This is a genomic window from Streptomyces sp. NPDC004609, from assembly GCF_042873655.1.
Classification (GTDB): Bacteria; Actinomycetota; Actinomycetes; order Streptomycetales; family Streptomycetaceae; genus Streptomyces.
Map to the genome: position 1 here is coordinate 148,862 of NZ_JBIALS010000014.1, position 18,054 is coordinate 166,915.

Below are 18,054 nucleotides of genomic sequence, written 5' to 3' on the forward strand. Positions count from 1 at the left end.
GCCTCCGCCGAGCCGCCCGCGGTCACGTGGCATCGGCTCCGGAGTACGCCGGGCAGCGTTCGTGGTTCGGGCCGTCGGCCGGTCACCAGCGGGTTGCTGCGCACCGGGCGCGGCGAGCACGGGCGTTCGCGGTCAGGGTGGCCGTCGGCCTCCGCTGCCACCCCGGATGAGCAGGCATGTCAATCAGCGTCACTGGTGCCCACACCCCCTCCATGTGTCCGGACGGCAGCCCGCCCGTCCCCCGGGCGCGCGGCTCGCCGGCCTCGGCCGCCCGGCGCCCCGGCGAGGCGTGCCGACGGTCCGCCGCCACCCCGGCACCCGCCGGAGCCGCGCACCCTCCGCCGGCCCGGCGAGGTCCCCGCACCCCCGCGGGGACACCCCGGCGACCGTCCGACCAGCTTCTTCCGCTCCGGCCGGGGAAGCGCCCCGCGACCGCCGGTGTCGTCTGGGCGGATGTCCCAGGTGTCCCGGCGCGCGATCGCGGCCCGCTCCCCACCGGCTCCACCGCGGTCCACGGCCCGACGACCCGGCCGCCCGCCGCGATCGCACCGACGTCCGTACGGGGAAGGCCGCGAGCCCGGCACGGTCCGTCCGGCCCCCGACGAACGGGGATACTCAGGACATGTCTGCCGAGTACACGAGCTTCGGGCTGGCTCCGGCGCCGCGGTCCGGGGGAGTCACGGGGACCGCCCGCCGGCCCCAGCGGGACGTCCTGGACTTCATCGTGGACGGACAGTCCCTGCTGCTCCGGCTCAGCGGCGTGGACGCCGTGTCCCCCCTGGCCTCCGACGTACCTCCGGCGATCCTCACGGCGGCGGTGCGCACCCTGCTGCTGGAGGAGCCCACACCGCTGCCCGCCGGGCGGTGCGTGCTCTACGCCTGTTCCGAGTGCGCCTCCCTGGACTGCGGCGCGGTGACCGCCGTCGTCGAGCGCGACGGCGACGACATCGTGTGGCGCGATCTCGCCTGGCAGACGTCCGGGAGCGCGGACCTGGCGGAGTACGGCTACCCCGGGATCGGGCCCTTCCGCTTTCACGGGGTTGCCTACCGCGCCGAGCTGGAACGGCTGGTCACCGCAGCCCGGGGGGCCACCGTGGCCCGCTGAGCGCGCCCGGGCGGCGGAAGCGGCGCGGCCGTCCGGCCGGGCGGGACCGCGCACGGCCCCGCCACCGAGCCCCGTTAGGATCGGCTGTCTGATGACTGCGACTCTTGTGGCCAAGGACCTCGCCGCCGGGCACGGCGACCGCTCGCTCTTCTCCGGCCTCGATCTTGTCGTCGCCCCCGGCGATGTGATCGGCCTCGTCGGTGTCAACGGTGCCGGCAAGTCGACGCTGCTGCGGATGCTCGCCGGACTCGACCGGCCCGAGCAGGGCGAGCTGAGGCTCTCGCCGCCCGCCGCCACCGTCGGCCATCTCCCGCAGGAGCCGGAGCGGCGGCCCGGCGAGACCGTACGGGAGTTCCTCGCCCGCCGCACCGGCGTCGCCGCCGCCCAGGCGGCCATGGACTCCTCGACCCAGGCGCTGGTCGACGGCGCCCCGGGCGCCGACGACGCGTACGCCATCAGCCTGGAACGCTGGCTCGCCCTCGGCGGGGCCGACCTCGACGAGCGCGCGGAGGAGGTCGCGCGGACCCTCGGCCTGACCATCGGCCTCGACCTCCCCATGACCGCGCTCTCCGGCGGCCAGGCCGCCCGCGCGGGCCTCGCGTCCCTCCTGCTCTCGCGCTACGACGTCTTCCTGCTCGACGAGCCCACCAACGATCTCGACCTGGACGGTCTGGAGCGCCTGGAGAGCTTCGTCCGCGGGCTGCGCGCGGGCACCGTCGTCGTCAGCCACGACCGCGAGTTCCTGACCCGTACGGTCACCAGGATTCTGGAACTCGATCTCACCCAGCAGCGCATCACCCTCTACGGCGGCGGCTACACCGCCTATCTGGAGGAGCGGGAGACCGCCCGCCGGCATGCCCGCGAGGAGTTCGACGAGTACGCGGACAAGAAGGCCGCCCTGGAGGGCCGCGCGCAGATGCAGCGGTCCTGGATGGACAAGGGCGTCAAGAACGCTCGGCGCAAGGCGGGCGACAACGACAAGCTCGGCCGCAAGTTCCGCAGCGAGGCCAGTGAGAAACAGGCCGCCAAGGCCCGCCAGACCCAGCGCATGATCGAGCGCCTCGACGTCGTCGAGGAGCCCCGCAAGGAGTGGGAGCTGCGGATGGAGATCGCCGCCGCCCCGCGCTCCGGCTCGGTCGTGGCGACGCTCCGCGACGCCGAGGTCCGGCGCGGGGACTTCCGCTTCGGGCCCGCCTCGCTCCAGATCGACTGGGCCGACCGGGTCGCCATCACCGGAGCCAATGGTTCCGGCAAGTCCACGCTTCTCGCCGCCCTCCTGGGCCGCCTCCCGCTCGACGCGGGCCACGCGTCACTCGGGCCGGGGGTGGTGGTCGGCGAGGTCGACCAGGCGCGCGGCCTCTTCCACGGTACGGAGAGCCTGCTCGACGCGTTCTGCGCGGCCGTCCCCGACACACAACCGGCGGAGGTACGCACCCTGCTGGCCAAGTTCGGCCTCAAGGCGGCCCATGTGCTGCGCCCGGCGACCACCCTCTCCCCGGGCGAGCGCACCCGTGCGGCGCTCGCCCTGCTGCAGGGGCGGGGCGTCAACCTCCTCGTACTGGACGAGCCGACGAACCATCTCGATCTGACCGCGATCGAACAACTGGAGTCCGCACTCGCGGGCTACCGGGGCACGCTGCTCCTGGTCACCCACGACCGCCGCATGCTCGACGCGGTCCACACCACCCGCCGCCTCCACCTCACCACCGGCACCCTCCAGGAACACTAGGGCGTGTATCGAAAGTAGCGCCGTCCGCCCGGAGGGCGGGGCCTGCGGCGTCCGGTGCGTGCAATCGCAAGGCGGAGGGTCGCCCTCGTACTGGACGTACTTGGGTGATTCCGACAACGCAGCGAGTGTGCGTGCTGGGCGTCGCAGGCCAGGCGGGACTTTCGATACACGCCCTAGGTGCTCTCGGTGAGAGCCTTCAGGGCTCGGTGCGGATTGCGTCGCGCCTCTGCCCCGTAGGCCCCGCGGGCACGCTTCCGGCGCGCCTCGCGTCTGGGTGCGGCCCGGGGGCCGCGGCACGTGCAGCCCGTCCGGCGTTTGAGGACGGACCCGGGGCGCGGGCACCTGCCCCGGGGCGTGGTGCACCCGCCCCGCGCCCCGGCGAGTGCGGCGGGCCGTCCCCACCCCGTCCGGCGCCTGCGGACAGCCACGGCCGGGGACGGGCCCGCCGGGACGGGCCCCGCCGGGACGGGCCCGCGGCCGGTGACCGCGGACCCACCCCCGTACGGACTCAGCCGCGATCCCGCGGCCCCGCCAACCCCGCCTTCCTCAACGCGTCCGCCATCGCGCTGTTCGCCGGCGGCGGCCCCTGGCGGTCGCCGCCGCGCCCTCCGCCCCCGCCCTGCCCGCGCCGCTGCTGCGGACGTCCGCCGCGCTCGCCCCGACCGCCCTGCCCACCGCGCTCGCCGCGACCGCCCTGCCCACCGCGCTCGCCGCGGTCCGGACGCTCGCCGCGCTCGCGCCGCCCGCCGCCCTGGGACCGGGGCGCGGCCTCGTCGTCGAGTCGCAGCGTCAGCGAGATCCGCTTGCGCGGGATGTCGATGTCGAGGACCTTGACCTTCACGACGTCGCCGGGCTTCACCACATCGCGCGGGTCCTTCACGAACGTCCGCGACATGGCGGACACATGGACCAGCCCGTCCTGGTGGACGCCGATGTCCACGAAGGCCCCGAAGGCCGCGACATTGGTGACGACGCCTTCGAGGACCATCCCGGAGGCCAGGTCGCCGATCTTCTCGACGCCCTCCTTGAACGTGGCCGTCCTGAACGCGGGCCTCGGGTCCCGCCCCGGCTTCTCCAGCTCGCGCAGAATGTCCGTCACCGTCGGCAGACCGAACGTCTCGTCCACGAAGGCGTCCGGCCGCAGCGACCGCAGCACACCGGTGTTGCCGATCAGCGAGGCGACCTCGCCGCCCGCGGACTTCACCATCCGCCGGACCACCGGATACGCCTCCGGGTGCACACTGGACGCGTCCAGCGGATCGTCGCCGTCCCGGATCCGCAGGAAGCCCGCGCACTGCTCGTACGCCTTGGGGCCGAGCCGCGCCACATCCTTGAGCGCCTTGCGGGAGCGGAAGGGGCCGTTGGCGTCCCGGTGGGCCACGATGTTCTCGGCGAGACCCGCGCCGATGCCGGAGACCCGCGAAAGCAGCGGCGTGGACGCGGTGTTGACGTCGACGCCGACGCCGTTCACACAGTCCTCGACGACCGCGTCCAGCGAGCGCGACAGCTTCACCTCGGACAGGTCGTGCTGGTACTGGCCGACACCGATCGACTTGGGGTCGATCTTCACCAGCTCGGCCAGCGGGTCCTGGAGCCTGCGCGCGATGGAGACGGCACCGCGCAGGGACACGTCGAGTCCCGGCAGCTCCTGCGAGGCGAACGCGGACGCGGAGTACACGGACGCGCCCGCCTCCGAGACCATGACCTTCGTGAGCTTCAGCTCCGGATGCTTCGTGATCAGCTCACCCGCGAGCTTGTCGGTCTCCCGGGACGCCGTGCCGTTGCCGATCGCGACGAGATCGACGGAGTGCTCCTTCGCGAGCCGGGCCAGCTTGGCCAGCGACTCGTCCCACTTGTTCGCCGGCACATGCGGATAGACGGTGTCGGTGGCGACGACCTTGCCGGTCGCGTCGACGACGGCCACCTTCACACCCGTACGGAACCCGGGGTCCAGACCCAGCGTGGTCCGTGTCCCGGCGGGCGCGGCCAGCAGCAGATCCCGCAGGTTCGCCGCGAAGACCCGTACGGCCTCGTCCTCGGCGGCCGTACGCAGCCGCAGCCGCAGATCGATCCCGAGGTGGACGAGAATCCTGGTCCGCCACGCCCAGCGGACCGTGTCCGCGAGCCACTTGTCGGCGGGCCGCCCGCGGTCGGCCACCCCGAAGCGCCGGGCGACCGTGCTCTCGTACGAGGAGGGGCCGGGCTCGTCCCCCGAGGCCTCCGGCTCCAGGGTGAGGTCGAGCACCTCCTCCTTCTCACCGCGGAGCAGGGCGAGCACCCGGTGCGAGGGCAGCTCGGTGAACGGCTCGGCGAAGTCGAAGTAGTCGGCGAACTTGGCGCCCGGCCCCTCCGACGCGTTGTCCTTGCCCTCCCGCACCTTCGAGGCCAGCCGGCCGCGTGTCCACATCCGCTCCCGCAGCTCGCCGATCAGATCCGCGTCCTCGGAGAACCGCTCGGTGAGGATCGCGCGGGCACCCTCCAGCGCGGCGGCGGCGTCCGCCACCCCCTTGTCCGCGTCGACGAAGGCCGCGGCGGCGGCCGACGGCTCCCGGGAGGGATCGGTGAGCAGCCCCTCGGCCAGCGGTTCGAGACCGGCCTCGCGCGCGATCTGCGCCTTCGTCCGCCGCTTGGGCTTGAAGGGCAGATAGATGTCCTCCAGGCGCGCCTTGGTCTCGGCGCCCCGGATCTGCGCCTCCAGCGCGTCGTCCAGCTTGCCCTGTTCCCGTACGGACTCCAGGATCGCGGTCCGCCGCTCCTCCAGCTCGCGCAGATACCTCAGCCGCTCCTCCAGCGTGCGCAGCTGGGCGTCGTCGAGCATCTCGGTCGCCTCTTTGCGATACCGCGCGATGAACGGCACGGTCGACCCGCCATCCAGCAGCTCCACAGCCGCCTTGACCTGCCGCTCCCGTACGCCGAGCTCCTCGGCGATCCTGCCTTCGATGGACATCGTCACGGTTTTCCGACTCGCCTTCTCGTGCTGGCTGTGCTTGCGCCTGCATTCTGCCAAACCGGGCAGCTCCGGCGGCGCCCGCCGAATCCGGCGGCCGGGGATCGTGCCCGGTCGCGCGAGGTCGAGGCGGTTCCCCGGGGCACGACGACGGGCCGGGCGCGCGGCGTTTCGGTCCGTCAGTGATCGATCAGTCCCGGCGGAGCTGAACGCGCGCGGTGTCGCATAACGTCCCTCCATGGGATTCACGGCCGCTTGGGCGATCAGCGCCCACGAGGACACCGTCATCGCGGAGTTGGCGCCGCGCCTGCTGCCGGTCATCGAGGCGGAGCGCACCGATCCGGTCGCCCGGCGGCGCTGGGACCTGTGGCGGAGGATGCCGTTGCCCGACTACCGGACCTGGTACATCACCTACGGGACCGACCGTGACAGCCGGGAGGCCGAGGCGCTGCGTTCCTTCCAACTGCTGACCGCCACCGCTGAACGCATCACCGACATGTGTCACGGCGGGGGCGGGGGCTTCCAGGTGGAGGGCGATGTGTGGAAGCGCCAGCCCGATCCCTCGGTGATGTTCTTCTCCAGCCACCGCAGAACGTTCCCCGTCGGCTCGCTCTTCCACGCCATCGGCCCCGAACGCGCGGCCCAGCTGCCGGGCTGGTGCGGCAACTTCCTCCTCACCTCGCGCGAGGTCCGTGAAGCCCTGCCCCATGTGGAACGCGCGCTGACCTTCGGCCCCGGGGAACGCGCCGGCGTCGACGCCCAGGACTGGCTGGCCTACCGCCCCGACCACGAATCCGTCATCGACGGCCCTCTGCGCGTCTGGCACCAGGCGGCCAGGGCCCGCCACGGCCTGTGCGGACTGGCGCTGTACCTCAACTGACGTGAGGCCCGGCCCCCGTGAGGCCGCAGCCTCCGTGAGGCCCAGCCCCCATGAAACCCCGGGCCTGGTGACTGCCCGCGCCCGGAGCAGGCTCACATACGGGGGCACCTCACGGCGGGCCGCCCCGAACCCGCAGCGATCCCGTGCCCGGGGCGCCTCACGCCCCGCCCATCACCTCGGGGGGAAACGCGCCCGCGGCCACCGCCGGTCCCAGCATCACCTTCCCCAGCTCCGTCAGCCTCTCCACTCCCTCCGCGCCCAGACGCTCGTACGGCCCCCGGTCGATCCGGTCCGTGAGGTCCTCCAGCTCCGACCGGAGCCGTACACCCTCCCGCGTCAGCCCGCCGTCCTCGTCGAGGAGCCCCCGCTTCCGCAGCCGCTCCTGCGCCGCCTCCCAGTCGGCGGGCTGCCAGCCGCGGGTGGCGAGGACCCAGCGCCGGGCCATGCCCCGGCCGGTCGCCGTGTGGCTGACGAGCGCCTCCAGCGGGTCGAGTTCGAGCGCGAGGAGTGCCGCGAGATGGCTGTCGCCCCGGTGCTCGCGCAGCAGGCCCGCGGCATGCCAGTACGCGAGGTGCGGTTCGTCGGGGACGGGCAGGTCCGCGTACGCGGCGTACAGCGGCCGGGCGGGCCGGGCGCAGCCCTCCGCGGCCCGCAGCGCGAGCCGGGCCGCCTCCGCGAGTTCCGCGGAGGCGATCAGTTCCGGGCCGAGCAGCCGCCGCAGCGTGAGGTCGGCGGCCCGCAGCCGTGCGTCGAGGACGGCCGCCGGGGGCGCGAGGGACCATACGGCGGGCAGGTGCCGGGCGATCAACTCCTGGTTGAAGTGGTAGAACGCCGACGCGACCCTGCCGGGCCCGGCAGGGCCCATCGGCGCCGCGCGGGTCGCGACGTACGCGGCCTCCCAGCCGTGGATGCCGAGGGCGGCGGTCTCGTCGGCCAGATCGGGGGAGAAGTACACCGTCGAGTGCAGCGGATTGAGAACGTGGTGGCAGCGGCGGCCCATGCGCGCGAGTGAGATCTCCGTGGTCATACCGGTCAGGCTACTGACTGGTTGGTGCATGCAACAGATTCCGCCGGGGTGCTTACGGCACCCGGCGCGTCCGTGCCCGGGGGCACCACCGAAAGCCCGGAACCCCCACCCCAACCGCCCGGAACCCCACCGCACGGGATCCGGCACCGGGGCGCGCACCCGGCGCCCGAGTCGCGCCCCGGATCCGTCAAGCGCTCCAGGTGAACCGCGCCGCGCGCCGTTCCAGGAACGCGGCCACGCCCTCCGCGGTGTCGCCGCCCGGCCGCGCCTGCTCCGCCGCCCGCTCGCTCCAGTACGCGTCCCGGTCCGTGCGGCCCGTCGCGAACTCCTTCGCCGCCGCCTGGGTGAGCTGCGAGCGCGAGACGAGGACACGGGTGAACTCCGCGACCCGCTTGTCGAGTTCACCGGGAGGCAGCACCTCGTCGACCAGACCGGTGCGCAGCGCCCGTTCCGTGTCGATCAACTCGCCCGAGAACAGCAGATACTTGGCGGCCGAGGGGCCCACCAGCGAGACCAGCCGCCTGGTGGAGGAGGCAGGGTAGACGATCCCGAGCCTCGCCGGGGTCACCCCGAACAGCGCGTCCGTCTCCGCGAACCGCAGATCGCAGGCACCGGCCAGCTGGCAGCCGCCGCCGACGCAGTGCCCGCGCACGGCCGCGAGCGTCGGCTTGGGGAAGGCGGAGAGCGCCTCCTCGGCCCGTACCGCCAGGGCCTGCGGGGAGTCAGCGGGCCCGGCCGGCGGCTCCCGCAGAGAGGAGATGTCGGCCCCGGCGCAGAAGGTGGGCCCGGCGCCGGTCAGGACCAGCGCGCGGACGTCCGGGTCCCCGGCGAGGCGGTCCAGCAACCTCGGCACCGCCCGCCACATCCCGGCCGTCATGGCGTTGCGCTTGGCGGGGTTGCTGATGACGACGGTGGCGACGCCGTCCGCGACGGTGTGCGTCACCTGCGGCTCCGGCACCGGCAGGGGCGCATGACGGGCTGAGTCCATGCGCCGGATGCTATCCGCCGCGGCTCGACCTACGATCGAGTAGGAGTGCGAGGAGGTGGCGGCCATGGCCGGGACGAGCGATGAGCCCCGAAAGCTCAAACGCAGCTTCGGACTGCTGGCGGTGCTGGGCTCGATCCTCGTCGTCGCGGGGATCGTGGGCCTGATCTACACCGGGGTCGCGACCCTCACATCGATGCTGGTCTTCGGCTGGCTGCTGCTGATCGGCGGACTGGTCGGCCTGGTGCACGCGATCGAGTCGCGCGGCAGCGAGTACTTCTGGCTGGCCGTGGTGGTCGCCGCGCTGAACATCGCCGCGGGTGTGGTCGTCATCCGCCATCCCCAGGGCTCGGCCGAGGCGCTGACCCTCTTCGCCGCGCTGCTCTTCCTGACCGGAGGGCTGTTCCGGCTGGTGGGGTCCCTGGTGGTGAAGGGCCCGCAGTTCGGCTGGACCCTGCTCCAGGGAGTGCTCGGGGTGCTGCTGGGCATCCTGGTCCTCGGCAACTGGCCGGAGAGCAGCCGCTACGTCCTCGGCCTGTTCTTCTCGCTGGTGCTGCTCTTCGACGGCCTCGGGCTGCTCGCCATCGGCGTCGGCGGCCGCCGGATCGTCAAACTGGTCGCCGAACCCGAGGTGCACACGGGACCCGAGGGGCCGTACGGACCGCAGTGATCCCGGCCGGGTGCGCGGACGGACGGCCCGGGTTCCGGACGGTGCCAGGAAGAGATCCCGGAAGGGGTCAGGGACAGTCGCTCGGCCGCTCGGGTCGCGCGAACGCGGTCAAAAGGGGTCGATTGACGCTGACTTCTGTTCAGGATCGGGGTCCCCGCCCGCTCACTGCCGACACTTGTCACCCGAAGGCCAGTGGCAGTCGATCCGAGGGTGGGTACGGACCATGGAGAGCCGCGGGAGCGTCCCGGCCCGGCCGTCTGCGTACGACGAGGGTGTGTGGCGGTTCACCGCACCCTCGGTCGACGCCTCCGTCCCCCGGGCCCGGCACGCCGTACGGGACCTGCTGCGCCGCCAGGGGGTGCCGGGGAGGGACGAGATCCTCCAGGGGCTGCTGCTGATCGTCTCCGAGCTGGTCACCAACGCGGTGAAGCACGCGGCCCTGCTCTCGCCGGAGGTCGCCGTCGAGGTCGCGATCGCGGCCGGGCGGATCAGGGTCTCCGTCGAGGACAACCACCCCTACCGGCCGAAGGCGCTGGAGACCGACTGGCGTCAGACCGGCGGCCGGGGGCTGCTGCTCGTCCGGGAGATCACGCTGGAGGCGGGCGGGACGTGCGACGTCGAGCACACCGCGAGCGGCGGCAAGGTCGTCTGGGCCGAGATGCCGCTGGGGCCGCCGGGACGCACCCCCGGCCAGGGCGGCGACACCGTCTCCCTGCCGGGCCCGATGCCGCCGCCGGAGCGGGTCACCAGCCGCCGGCCGGACCCGTCAGCTCCCTGACCGCCGGACGTGCCGCGTCCAGCACCGTCATGAACCACGCCGAGAAGGGCGCGGACGCATGGCGCTCGGCCAGCTCGCCCGGGGTGACGAAGGCCGTCTCGCCGACCTCCTCCGGGTCCGGCCGCGGTGCGCCCCGCAGCATTCCGACGAACAGGTGGTTGTACTCCTGCTCGACCAGGCCCGAGTCCGGGTCCGGGTGGTTGTAGCGGACCGTGCCCGCCTCGGCGAGCAGCGAGGGCGAGATCCCCAGCTCCTCGTGCGTACGCCGGGCGGCCGCCGCGAAGGGGGACTCGCCGGGGTACGGATGCCCGCAGCAGGTGTTCGACCAGACACCGGGGGAGTGGTACTTCCCGAGCGCGCGGCGCTGGATCAGCAGCCGTCCCCGCTCGTCGAAGAGGAACACGGAGAACGCCCGGTGCAGCCGGCCCGGCGCCTGGTGGGCGGAGAGCTTCTCCGCGGTGCCGATGGTGTTGCCGTCTTCGTCGACCAGTTCGAGCAGGATCGCTGGTGGTGCGCCGTTCGAAGCGGTGTCGGGGGCGGTTGCTGGTGAGGTCGGCATAACCATCCTTCGCATCGGTGCTCGGCCCTTGAGGGGCCTGCTCAAGTCTGCCGTACAAAAGCGGCTTGTCCGCACTTCGGCAGCCCGGGCATGTCCGGGGCCGAGGCCCCGGCGCGCGGGCGGGAGGGTCGTCCGCCGCAGTCGCCCGAAGGCCCCCGGCTACCGGATCGTGCCCCGCGTTCCGCTCCGGGAACCCTCGGGCGAGGGCGGCCGAACCGGTGATCCGGCTCCGCCACCGCGGTGGCCCCGCGAGCGAAGGGACCACAGGGGCCGTGCGGCCTCCGCGGTCACCCCGGCGGAGCACCGAGGGACCGGCCGCTCCCGGCGGCCCGCCCTCAGGCTCCCGAGACCCCGGGGCTCGCCCCCGGGCTCCCGGCCTCAGTGGCAGAGTCTCGCCTCGTGCTCCGCGTGGCCCGCCGGCTCAAGCTGGAAGGTGCAGTGCTCGACGTCGAAGTGGTCGCCGAGGCACCCCTGGAGGTCGTGCAGCATCTTCTCGTGGCCGATGGTGTCCAGTACGTCCTGGGCCACCACGATGTGCGCGGAGAGCACCGGCATGCCGGACGTGATCGTCCAGGCGTGCAGATCGTGGACCTCCTCCACCCCGGGCAGGGCGACGAGGTGCGCCCGTACCTCGTCCATGTCCACGCCCTTGGGCGCTGCCTCCAGCAGGACGTTCAGCGTCTCCCGCAGCAGCTTCAGGGTGCGGGGCACGATCATCAGCCCGATCACCAGGGACGCGATCGGGTCGGCGGCCTGCCAGCCGGTGGTGATGATGACCGTGGCGGAGATGAGCACGGCGACCGAGCCGAGCGCGTCGTTCAGCACCTCCAGATAGGCGCCGCGCACATTCAGGCTCTCCTTCTGGCCGCGCATCAGCAGCGACAGGGAGATCAGGTTGGCGACCAGGCCGACCAGGGCGAAGACGATCGTCAGCCCGCCCTTGGTCTCGGTGGGGGTGATGAACCGCTCCACCGCCTCGTAGAGCACATAGCCGCCGACACCGAGCAGCAGGAGACAGTTGGCGAGCGCGGCGAGTATCTCGGCCCGCGCGAATCCGAAGGTGCGATTGGTGCTCGGCGGCCGGTTGGCGAAGTGGATGGCGAGCAGCGCCATCGCGAGGCCGATGCCGTCCGTCGCCATATGGGCGGCGTCGGCGACCAGGGCGAGCGAACCGGTGACGATGCCACCGACGATCTCCAGGACCATCACGCCCAGGGTGATCGACAGCGCGATGCGCAGGCGCCCCCGGTACGCCGCGGCGGCGGTTCCCGTCGGCGGCGGTCCCCCGTGGGAATGTCCGTGCGCGTGCCCGTGGTCGTGCCCAGCCCCCATGGCAAGTGCCTCCCGGTCGTCGGAATCGATCTCCCGAGACCTCAGTCAACTACGGGTGGGGGGTATGTGGCAACACGGCACTGAACACCGTTGTCATATCGCCTGACCTGCGGAAACGACCCGCAGGTCAGAAGGCTGGAGAGATCCCGGTCGGGTGTGGGGCAGCTACGCCGAAGGCCGTGCCGGACATCGTCCGGCACGGCCTCGTGGGCTGTTCGCGTGGCTAACGACGGCGCGCCTCCGGGTGTCGCAGGCACCAGCCCTCCCAGGCGGACTCGACCATGTCGCGCACCCCCCGCGACGCCGTCCACCCCAGCTCCTCGCCGATCAGATCGACCGAGGCGACGGCCTTCGCCGCGTCGCCGGGCCGGCGCGGCTCGACCACCGGCTCCAGGTCGTACCCGGTGACCTCGCCCACCAGATCGGCCAGCTCACGCACCGAGACCCCGACGCCCCGGCCGATGTTCAGCGTGAGATCGCCCGCGTCGTCCCGCTCGGCCAGCCGGCGGGCCACCGTGAGATGCGCGTCGGCGAGATCCGCGACATGGATGTAGTCACGGACGCACGTGCCGTCGGGGGTCGGATAGTCGTCGCCGAAGATCCGCGGGGACTCACCGCGCGTGATCCGGTCGAAGAACATCGGGATGATGTTGAACACTCCCGTGTCCGCCAGCTCGGGACCGGCCGCACCCGCCACATTGAAGTAGCGCAGACAGGCCGTCGACAGGGAGTGCGCCCGGCCCGTCGCCCGGACCAGCCACTCCCCGGCCAGCTTGGTCTCGCCGTACGGGTTGATCGGCACACAGGGGGCCGACTCCGGGATCACGGCAAGGTCCGGAACCCCGTACACCGCCGCCGACGACGAGAAGAGGAACCTGCGCACCCCGGCTTTGACCACCGACTCCAGCAGCACGGTCAGCCCGTGCACATTCTCCCTGTAGTAGTGCAGTGGCTGCTCGACCGACTGTCCGACCTGCTTCTTCGCCGCGAGATGAACAACACCCGTGACGCCGTGCTCGGCGAAGGTGTGATCCAGCACATCGCGGTCCAGGACCGCCCCCCGTACAAGCGGAACGTCCTTGGGTAGCCTCTCGACGACCCCCGACGACAGGTCGTCGAGGACGACGACCCGCTCACCCGCCTCCGTCATGGCCCGCGCCACGTGCGCGCCGATGTATCCCGCTCCACCTGTGATCAGCCAAGTCATGGCCGCCAGCCTAGGGCCTGAGCCGTCGATCCCGGCGGGCTCGCGGACACTCTCCCCGCGGCTTCTCGCGCGGGCCGTCCCGCCGTCTTCCCGGCCGCTCTCTGCGCGGAGCGCCGTTCCCCATTGTCTGTTTGTTCCGTCCTGATACCCCGCGCCCTCCGGGTACGGTACGGAGACACCCGGTGGCGGCCCCGCGCCCCGTACAGGGCGCGGTTTGTGGGCCGGGCGCCCGATCGACGATGATGATCTCCGGGCGGGGGCCTTCCGGGGGTCCCGCCGTGTCGGGCGGCCGCGAACTGCCGGTGAGCGACCGCCTGAACACATCCGATAGCCTCTGCCGACGAGCCGCCGCCCGTGCACCGGGCCGAGCCGCCGCGCATCCGCACCCTCGGTTCCAAGGAGTGAGTTCGTCTGTCGACCGCCATCCTCACCGGTCCGCCCGTGCCCGGATCGTCGCTCGAGGGCGATCTGCGGTCGCTGGGCTTCGACGTACGGGTCTCACCGGGCACGGATGAGACCGCCGCGCTGCTCGCCTCCGTCCCGGCCGCCGAACGCGTCGCCGTGGTCGACACCCGTTTTGTCGGGCATGTCCACTCGCTGCGCCTGGGCCTCACGGACCCCCGCTTCCCGGCCGCCGCGATCCCCGGCGCGCTGACGGCGCAGCCCGAGGCACGGGGAGCGCTCACCCGGGCCCTCACGGGCTCCGTCCTGGCCGAAAACGCGCCCTCCGCCCCCGTGGCCCGAACCGGGGGCGACGGCGCCGTGGAGACCTCGCCGCGCTCCGCCACCGTCCACGCGGGGCTCCCGGACCGGCTCGCCGACGCGCTCGCCGCCGGCGGCACCGCCGTGCACCGCCCCGAGCTGGGGTCCCTGGTCGCCACCGTGCCCGAGGACCCCCAGGGGCGCAACGAGGCGCGCCAGGCGGTCGCCGCCGTCGACGACGAGGCCGTACGGCTGCGCTCCGCGGTCAAGGCCCGCGACGGCTTCTTCACCACGTTCTGCATCAGCCCCTACTCGCGCCATCTCGCCCGCTGGTGCGCCCGCCGGGGGCTCACCCCCAACCAGGTCACCACCGCGTCCCTGGTCACCGCGCTGATCGCGGCGGGCGCCGCCGCCACCGGCACCCGCGGCGGATTCATCGCCGCCGGAATGCTCCTCCTGTTCTCTTTTGTCCTCGACTGCGCCGACGGACAACTCGCCCGCTACTCCCTCCAGTACTCCACGATGGGCGCCTGGCTCGACGCCACGTTCGACCGCGCCAAGGAGTACGCCTACTACGCGGGCCTCGCCCTCGGCGCCGCCCGCGGCGCGGACGACGTGTGGGCCCTCGCCCTCGCGGCGATGGTCCTCCAGACCTGCCGGCACGTCGTGGACTTCTCCTTCAACGAGGCCAACCACGACGCGGTGTCCAACACCAGCCCCACCGCCGCCCTCTCCGACCGGCTCGACAGCGTCGGCTGGACGGTCTGGGTCCGCCGCATGATCGTGCTCCCGATCGGCGAGCGCTGGGCCATGATCGCCGTGCTCACCGCCGTCACCACCCCCCGGATCGTCTTCTACGCCCTGCTGGCCGGCTGCTCCTTCGCCGCCTGCTACACCACCGCCGGCCGGCTGCTGCGCTCCGTGACCCGCAAGGCCCGCAGGACCGAGCGCGCCACCCGCGCCCTGGCGGACCTCGCCGACTCCGGCCCCCTCGCCGAGGCCGTCGCCCGCGCGGGCCGCCGGCTCGTGCGCGCCCTGCCCGCGATGGCGCCCCCGGCGATCGCCCTCCTCGGGGGCACGGTCCTGGTCGCCGCCGCCGCGCTGAGCGACCACGGCTCGTATCTCCCCCTCGCCGCGGCCGTCCTCTACGCGATCACCTCCGGTCTGGCCGTCGCCCGCCCGCTGGGGGGCCCGCTCGACTGGCTGGTCCCCCCGGTGTTCCGGGCCGCCGAGTACGGCGCCGTCCTGGCGTTCGCCGTCCGCGCGGACACGGACGGGGCCCTGCCCGCGGCCTTCGGCCTGGTTGCGGCCGTCGCCTACCATCACTACGACACGGTGTACCGCATTCGCGGTGGCACGGGCGCGCCGCCGCGTGCCCTGGTGCGTGCCATCGGCGGACACGAGGGCCGGATCCTGGCCGTCGCGCTGCTGGCCGCCCTGGTCGCCGCCCGGGACTTCACCATCGCGCTGACGGCGCTCGCGGTCGCCGTCGCACTCGTGGTGCTGGTGGAGAGCATCCGCTTCTGGGTGTCCTCCGCAGCACCCGCCGTACATGACGAAGGAGAACCCGCATGATCGGCCTCGTACTGGCAGCCGGTGCCGGACGGCGTCTTCGCCCCTACACCGACACGCTTCCGAAGGCCCTCGTGCCCGTCGGCCCCGAGCAGGACGGTGCCGCGAAGACGGTTCTCGACCTCACCCTCGCCAACTTCGCCGAGATCGGCATCACCGAGGCCGCGATCGTCGTCGGCTACCGCAAGGAAGCCGTCCGCGAACGCCAGGCGGCCCTGGAGGCCGCGTACGGCGTCAGACTCACCCTCGTCGAGAATGACAAGGCCGAGGAGTGGAACAACGCCTACTCCCTGTGGTGCGCCCGTGACATCCTGCGAGAGGGAGTCATTCTCGCCAACGGCGACACCGTCCACCCCGTCTCCGTCGAGCGCACCCTGCTCGACGCCCGCGGCGGCGGACGGAAGATCATCCTCGCCCTCGACACGGTGAAGCGCCTCGCCGACGAGGAGATGAAGGTGATCACCGAGGACGGCAGGGGAGTGCGCCGGATCACCAAGCTGATGGACCCGGCGACCGCGACCGGCGAGTACATCGGCGTCACCCTGATCGAGGCCGAGGCCGCCGCGGAGCTGGCCGACGCGCTCAAGGCCACGTACGAGCGCGACCCCGACCTGTACTACGAGGACGGCTACCAGGAGCTGGTGAACCGCGGCTTCACCATCGACGTGGCCCCCATCGGGGACGTGAAGTGGGTGGAGATCGACAACCACGACGACCTCGCGAAGGGCCGTGAGATCGCGTGCCAGTACTGACCCGGCTCATTCCGTCGCCCGTCGTCGTCGACATCAGGCCGGGTGCGCTGGACGATCTGGCGACCATCCTCGCCGACCAGCGCATCTCCACATCCGGCAAGCTCGCCGTCGCCATCAGCGGCGGCTCCGGACGCGCGCTGCGCGACCGGCTCGCCCCGGCCCTGCCCGGCGCCGACTGGTACGAGGTGAACGGCGGCACCATCGACGCCGCCGTCGAGCTGGCCGACTCCATCAAGGGCAAGCGCTACGACGCCGTCGTGGGCCTCGGCGGCGGCAAGATCCTCGATGTGGCGAAGTACGCGGCGGCCCGGGTGGGCCTGCCGATGGTCTCCGTCGCCACCAACCTCGCACACGACGGCATCTGTTCACCGGTGGCCACCCTCGACAACGACAACGGCCGCGGTTCCTACGGTCTGCCCACCCCGATCGCCATGGTCATCGACCTCGACGTGATCCGGGACGCCCCGCCCCGGTTCATCCGCTCCGGCATCGGCGACACGATCTCCAACCTCTCCGCGATCGCCGACTGGGAACTCTCCCACGCCGTCAACGGCGAACCGGTCGACGGACTGGCCGCCGCCATGGCCCGTACGGCGGGCGAGTCCGTCCTGCGCCACCCGGCGGGCATCGGCGACGACGCGTTCCTCACCGTCCTCGCCGAGGCCCTCGTCCTCACCGGTATCGCCATGTCGATCAGCGGGGACACCCGGCCGTCGTCCGGGGCCTGCCACGAGATCAGCCACGCCTTCGACCTGCTGTATCCGCAGCGCGCCGCGAGCCACGGCGAACAGGTCGGTCTCGGCGCGGCCTTCGCCATGCATCTGCGCGGCGCCACCGAGCAGTCCGGTCTCTTCGCCGAGGTGCTGCGCAGGCACGGACTCCCGGTGCTGCCCGAGGAAATCGGGTTCGGCGCAGACGAGTTCGTCCGGGCGGTGGAGTACGCGCCGCAGACCAGGCCGGGCCGCTTCACCATCCTTGAGCACCTTGACCTCACCACCGATCAGATCAGGGACGCGTACGCCGACTATGCCAAGACCATCCGTAGCTGAACTCCGCCCGGTCGTTCACCCGGAGGGAGTGAAGGACCGGAGAAGCGGCGAGCACTGGGCCGGACGCCTGTACATGCGAGAGATCTCGCTGCACATCGATCCGTATCTGGTGAACACCAGAATCACGCCCAACCAGCTGACCTATCTCATGGTCGTGGTGGGCGTGATCGGCGGAGCCACCCTGCTGATCCCCGGGCTGACCGGCGCGATCGTCACCGTGGTGCTGTTCCAGGTCTATCTGCTGCTCGACTGCGTGGACGGCGAGGTCGCCCGCTGGCGCAAGCAGACGTCGATCACCGGGGTCTATCTCGACCGGATCGGCCACTACCTCTGCGAGGCGGCCCTCCTGGTCGGCTTCGGCGTCCGCGGCGCCGATGTCCTCGGCGACGGACGGGCCGAGTGGCTGTGGGCGTTCCTCGGCACGGTCGCCGCGCTCGGCGCGATCCTGATCAAGGCCGAGACCGATCTGGTCGACGTGGCACGCCAGCGCAGCGGGCTGCCCGCCGTCAAGGACGAGGCGTCCGTGCCCCGCTCCTCCGGTCTGGCGCTCGCCCGCCGCGCCGCCGCCGCCCTCAAGTTCCACCGGCTCGTCGGCGGAATCGAGGCCAGTCTGTTCATCCTGCTGGCGGCCGTCCTCGACGCGGTCCGGGGCGACCTGTTCTTCACCCGCCTCGGGATCGCGATCCTCGCCGGTATCGCCGTCGTGCAGACGCTGCTGCACCTCGTGTCCATCCTCGCCTCCAGCAGGCTCAGGTGACGG

General features: G+C 72.5%; 13 protein-coding genes and 2 pseudogenes. 9 read left to right on the plus strand and 6 right to left on the minus strand.

The features are described 5' to 3' along the window. Positions 1-622: 622 nt before the first annotated feature. A pseudogene (locus tag ACFYT4_RS16505) lies at positions 623-1,072 on the plus strand (oxidoreductase); the annotation flags it as partial. Positions 1,073-1,196: 124 nt separating this feature from the next. Next, positions 1,197-2,834: an ABC-F family ATP-binding cassette domain-containing protein gene (locus ACFYT4_RS16510; RefSeq protein WP_389268908.1), complete on the plus strand. Its 1,638-nt coding sequence runs from the start codon at positions 1,197-1,199 to the stop codon at positions 2,832-2,834. Positions 2,835-3,342: 508 nt separating this feature from the next. On the opposite strand, the gene ACFYT4_RS16515 is transcribed toward ACFYT4_RS16510, so the two are convergent. Further along, the gene (locus ACFYT4_RS16515; RefSeq protein WP_389268910.1) at positions 3,343-5,787 is read right to left on the minus strand and encodes a Tex family protein; all 2,445 of its coding nucleotides are present in this window, start codon (positions 5,785-5,787) and stop codon (positions 3,343-3,345) included. Positions 5,788-6,019: 232 nt separating this feature from the next. On the opposite strand from ACFYT4_RS16515, the gene ACFYT4_RS16520 reads away from it, so the two are divergent. Further along, positions 6,020-6,661, plus strand: a complete 642-nt coding sequence (locus ACFYT4_RS16520) for a hypothetical protein (protein WP_389268912.1) — start codon at positions 6,020-6,022, stop codon at positions 6,659-6,661. A 157-nt stretch (positions 6,662-6,818) separates the two neighbouring features. On the opposite strand, the gene ACFYT4_RS16525 is transcribed toward ACFYT4_RS16520, so the two are convergent. Together ACFYT4_RS16525 and ACFYT4_RS16530 are read right to left on the minus strand one after the other, a co-directional pair. After that, positions 6,819-7,688 carry a hypothetical protein gene (locus tag ACFYT4_RS16525; RefSeq protein ID WP_389268914.1) on the minus strand — a complete coding sequence of 290 codons (870 nt, stop codon included), beginning with the start codon at positions 7,686-7,688 and terminating at the stop codon, positions 6,819-6,821. A 187-nt stretch (positions 7,689-7,875) separates the two neighbouring features. Beyond that, positions 7,876-8,676 (minus strand): enoyl-CoA hydratase/isomerase family protein, encoded by an 801-nt coding sequence (locus ACFYT4_RS16530; protein ID WP_389268916.1) that lies wholly within the window; start codon positions 8,674-8,676, stop codon positions 7,876-7,878. Positions 8,677-8,740: 64 nt separating this feature from the next. Here ACFYT4_RS16530 and ACFYT4_RS16535 point away from each other — a divergent pair, with 64 nt between their 5' ends. Together ACFYT4_RS16535 and ACFYT4_RS16540 are read left to right on the plus strand one after the other, a co-directional pair. Further along, on the plus strand, positions 8,741-9,343 hold the full coding sequence (locus ACFYT4_RS16535) for an HdeD family acid-resistance protein (protein ID WP_389268918.1): 603 nt from the start codon (positions 8,741-8,743) through the stop codon (positions 9,341-9,343). A 223-nt stretch (positions 9,344-9,566) separates the two neighbouring features. Further along, a pseudogene (locus ACFYT4_RS16540) lies at positions 9,567-10,010 on the plus strand (ATP-binding protein); the annotation flags it as partial. Positions 10,011-10,086: 76 nt separating this feature from the next. Here the strand turns inward: ACFYT4_RS16540 and idi are convergent. The 3 genes from idi to galE all read right to left on the minus strand — a co-directional run bounded on the left by idi (position 10,087) and on the right by galE (position 13,219). Beyond that, positions 10,087-10,680, minus strand: coding sequence for an isopentenyl-diphosphate Delta-isomerase (gene idi / locus ACFYT4_RS16545; RefSeq protein ID WP_389268920.1), 594 nt, complete (start codon positions 10,678-10,680; stop codon positions 10,087-10,089). Between the two features lie 378 nt (positions 10,681-11,058). After that, positions 11,059-12,012, minus strand: coding sequence for a cation diffusion facilitator family transporter (locus ACFYT4_RS16550; RefSeq protein WP_389268922.1), 954 nt, complete (start codon positions 12,010-12,012; stop codon positions 11,059-11,061). A gap of 223 nt (positions 12,013-12,235) precedes the next feature. Beyond that, the gene (gene galE, locus ACFYT4_RS16555) at positions 12,236-13,219 is read right to left on the minus strand and encodes a UDP-glucose 4-epimerase GalE (protein ID WP_389268924.1); all 984 of its coding nucleotides are present in this window, start codon (positions 13,217-13,219) and stop codon (positions 12,236-12,238) included. A gap of 411 nt (positions 13,220-13,630) precedes the next feature. On the opposite strand from galE, the gene ACFYT4_RS16560 reads away from it, so the two are divergent. From ACFYT4_RS16560 to ACFYT4_RS16575, 4 genes are read left to right on the plus strand one after another with little or no spacing between them, the layout of a single operon-like run. Next, on the plus strand, positions 13,631-15,496 hold the full coding sequence (locus ACFYT4_RS16560) for a DUF5941 domain-containing protein (RefSeq protein WP_389268962.1): 1,866 nt from the start codon (positions 13,631-13,633) through the stop codon (positions 15,494-15,496). Next, a complete protein-coding gene (locus ACFYT4_RS16565; protein WP_389268926.1) occupies positions 15,493-16,245 on the plus strand; it encodes a sugar phosphate nucleotidyltransferase in 753 nt (250 codons plus the stop codon). Before ACFYT4_RS16560 ends, ACFYT4_RS16565 begins: the two co-directional genes overlap by 4 nt. Beyond that, positions 16,233-17,294, plus strand: coding sequence for an iron-containing alcohol dehydrogenase family protein (locus ACFYT4_RS16570; RefSeq protein ID WP_389268928.1), 1,062 nt, complete (start codon positions 16,233-16,235; stop codon positions 17,292-17,294). The genes ACFYT4_RS16565 and ACFYT4_RS16570 overlap by 13 nt, the downstream gene beginning before the upstream one ends. Continuing rightward, the gene (locus tag ACFYT4_RS16575) at positions 17,272-18,051 is read left to right on the plus strand and encodes a CDP-alcohol phosphatidyltransferase family protein (protein ID WP_389268930.1); all 780 of its coding nucleotides are present in this window, start codon (positions 17,272-17,274) and stop codon (positions 18,049-18,051) included. The genes ACFYT4_RS16570 and ACFYT4_RS16575 overlap by 23 nt, the downstream gene beginning before the upstream one ends. Positions 18,052-18,054 lie beyond the last annotated feature (3 nt).

Coding starts and splice junctions, on each gene's coding strand:
- ACFYT4_RS16575 (WP_389268930.1), top strand. CDS start 17,272: ATGCCAAGACCATCCGTAGCTGAACTCCGCCCGGTCGTTCACCCGGAG.
- galE (WP_389268924.1), bottom strand. CDS start 13,219: ATGACTTGGCTGATCACAGGTGGAGCGGGATACATCGGCGCGCACGTG.
- ACFYT4_RS16530 (WP_389268916.1), bottom strand. CDS start 8,676: ATGGACTCAGCCCGTCATGCGCCCCTGCCGGTGCCGGAGCCGCAGGTG.
- ACFYT4_RS16525 (WP_389268914.1), bottom strand. CDS start 7,688: ATGACCACGGAGATCTCACTCGCGCGCATGGGCCGCCGCTGCCACCAC.
- ACFYT4_RS16510 (WP_389268908.1), top strand. CDS start 1,197: ATGACTGCGACTCTTGTGGCCAAGGACCTCGCCGCCGGGCACGGCGAC.
- ACFYT4_RS16535 (WP_389268918.1), top strand. CDS start 8,741: ATGGCCGGGACGAGCGATGAGCCCCGAAAGCTCAAACGCAGCTTCGGA.
- ACFYT4_RS16520 (WP_389268912.1), top strand. CDS start 6,020: ATGGGATTCACGGCCGCTTGGGCGATCAGCGCCCACGAGGACACCGTC.
- ACFYT4_RS16550 (WP_389268922.1), bottom strand. CDS start 12,012: ATGGGGGCTGGGCACGACCACGGGCACGCGCACGGACATTCCCACGGG.
- ACFYT4_RS16565 (WP_389268926.1), top strand. CDS start 15,493: ATGATCGGCCTCGTACTGGCAGCCGGTGCCGGACGGCGTCTTCGCCCC.
- idi (WP_389268920.1), bottom strand. CDS start 10,680: ATGCCGACCTCACCAGCAACCGCCCCCGACACCGCTTCGAACGGCGCA.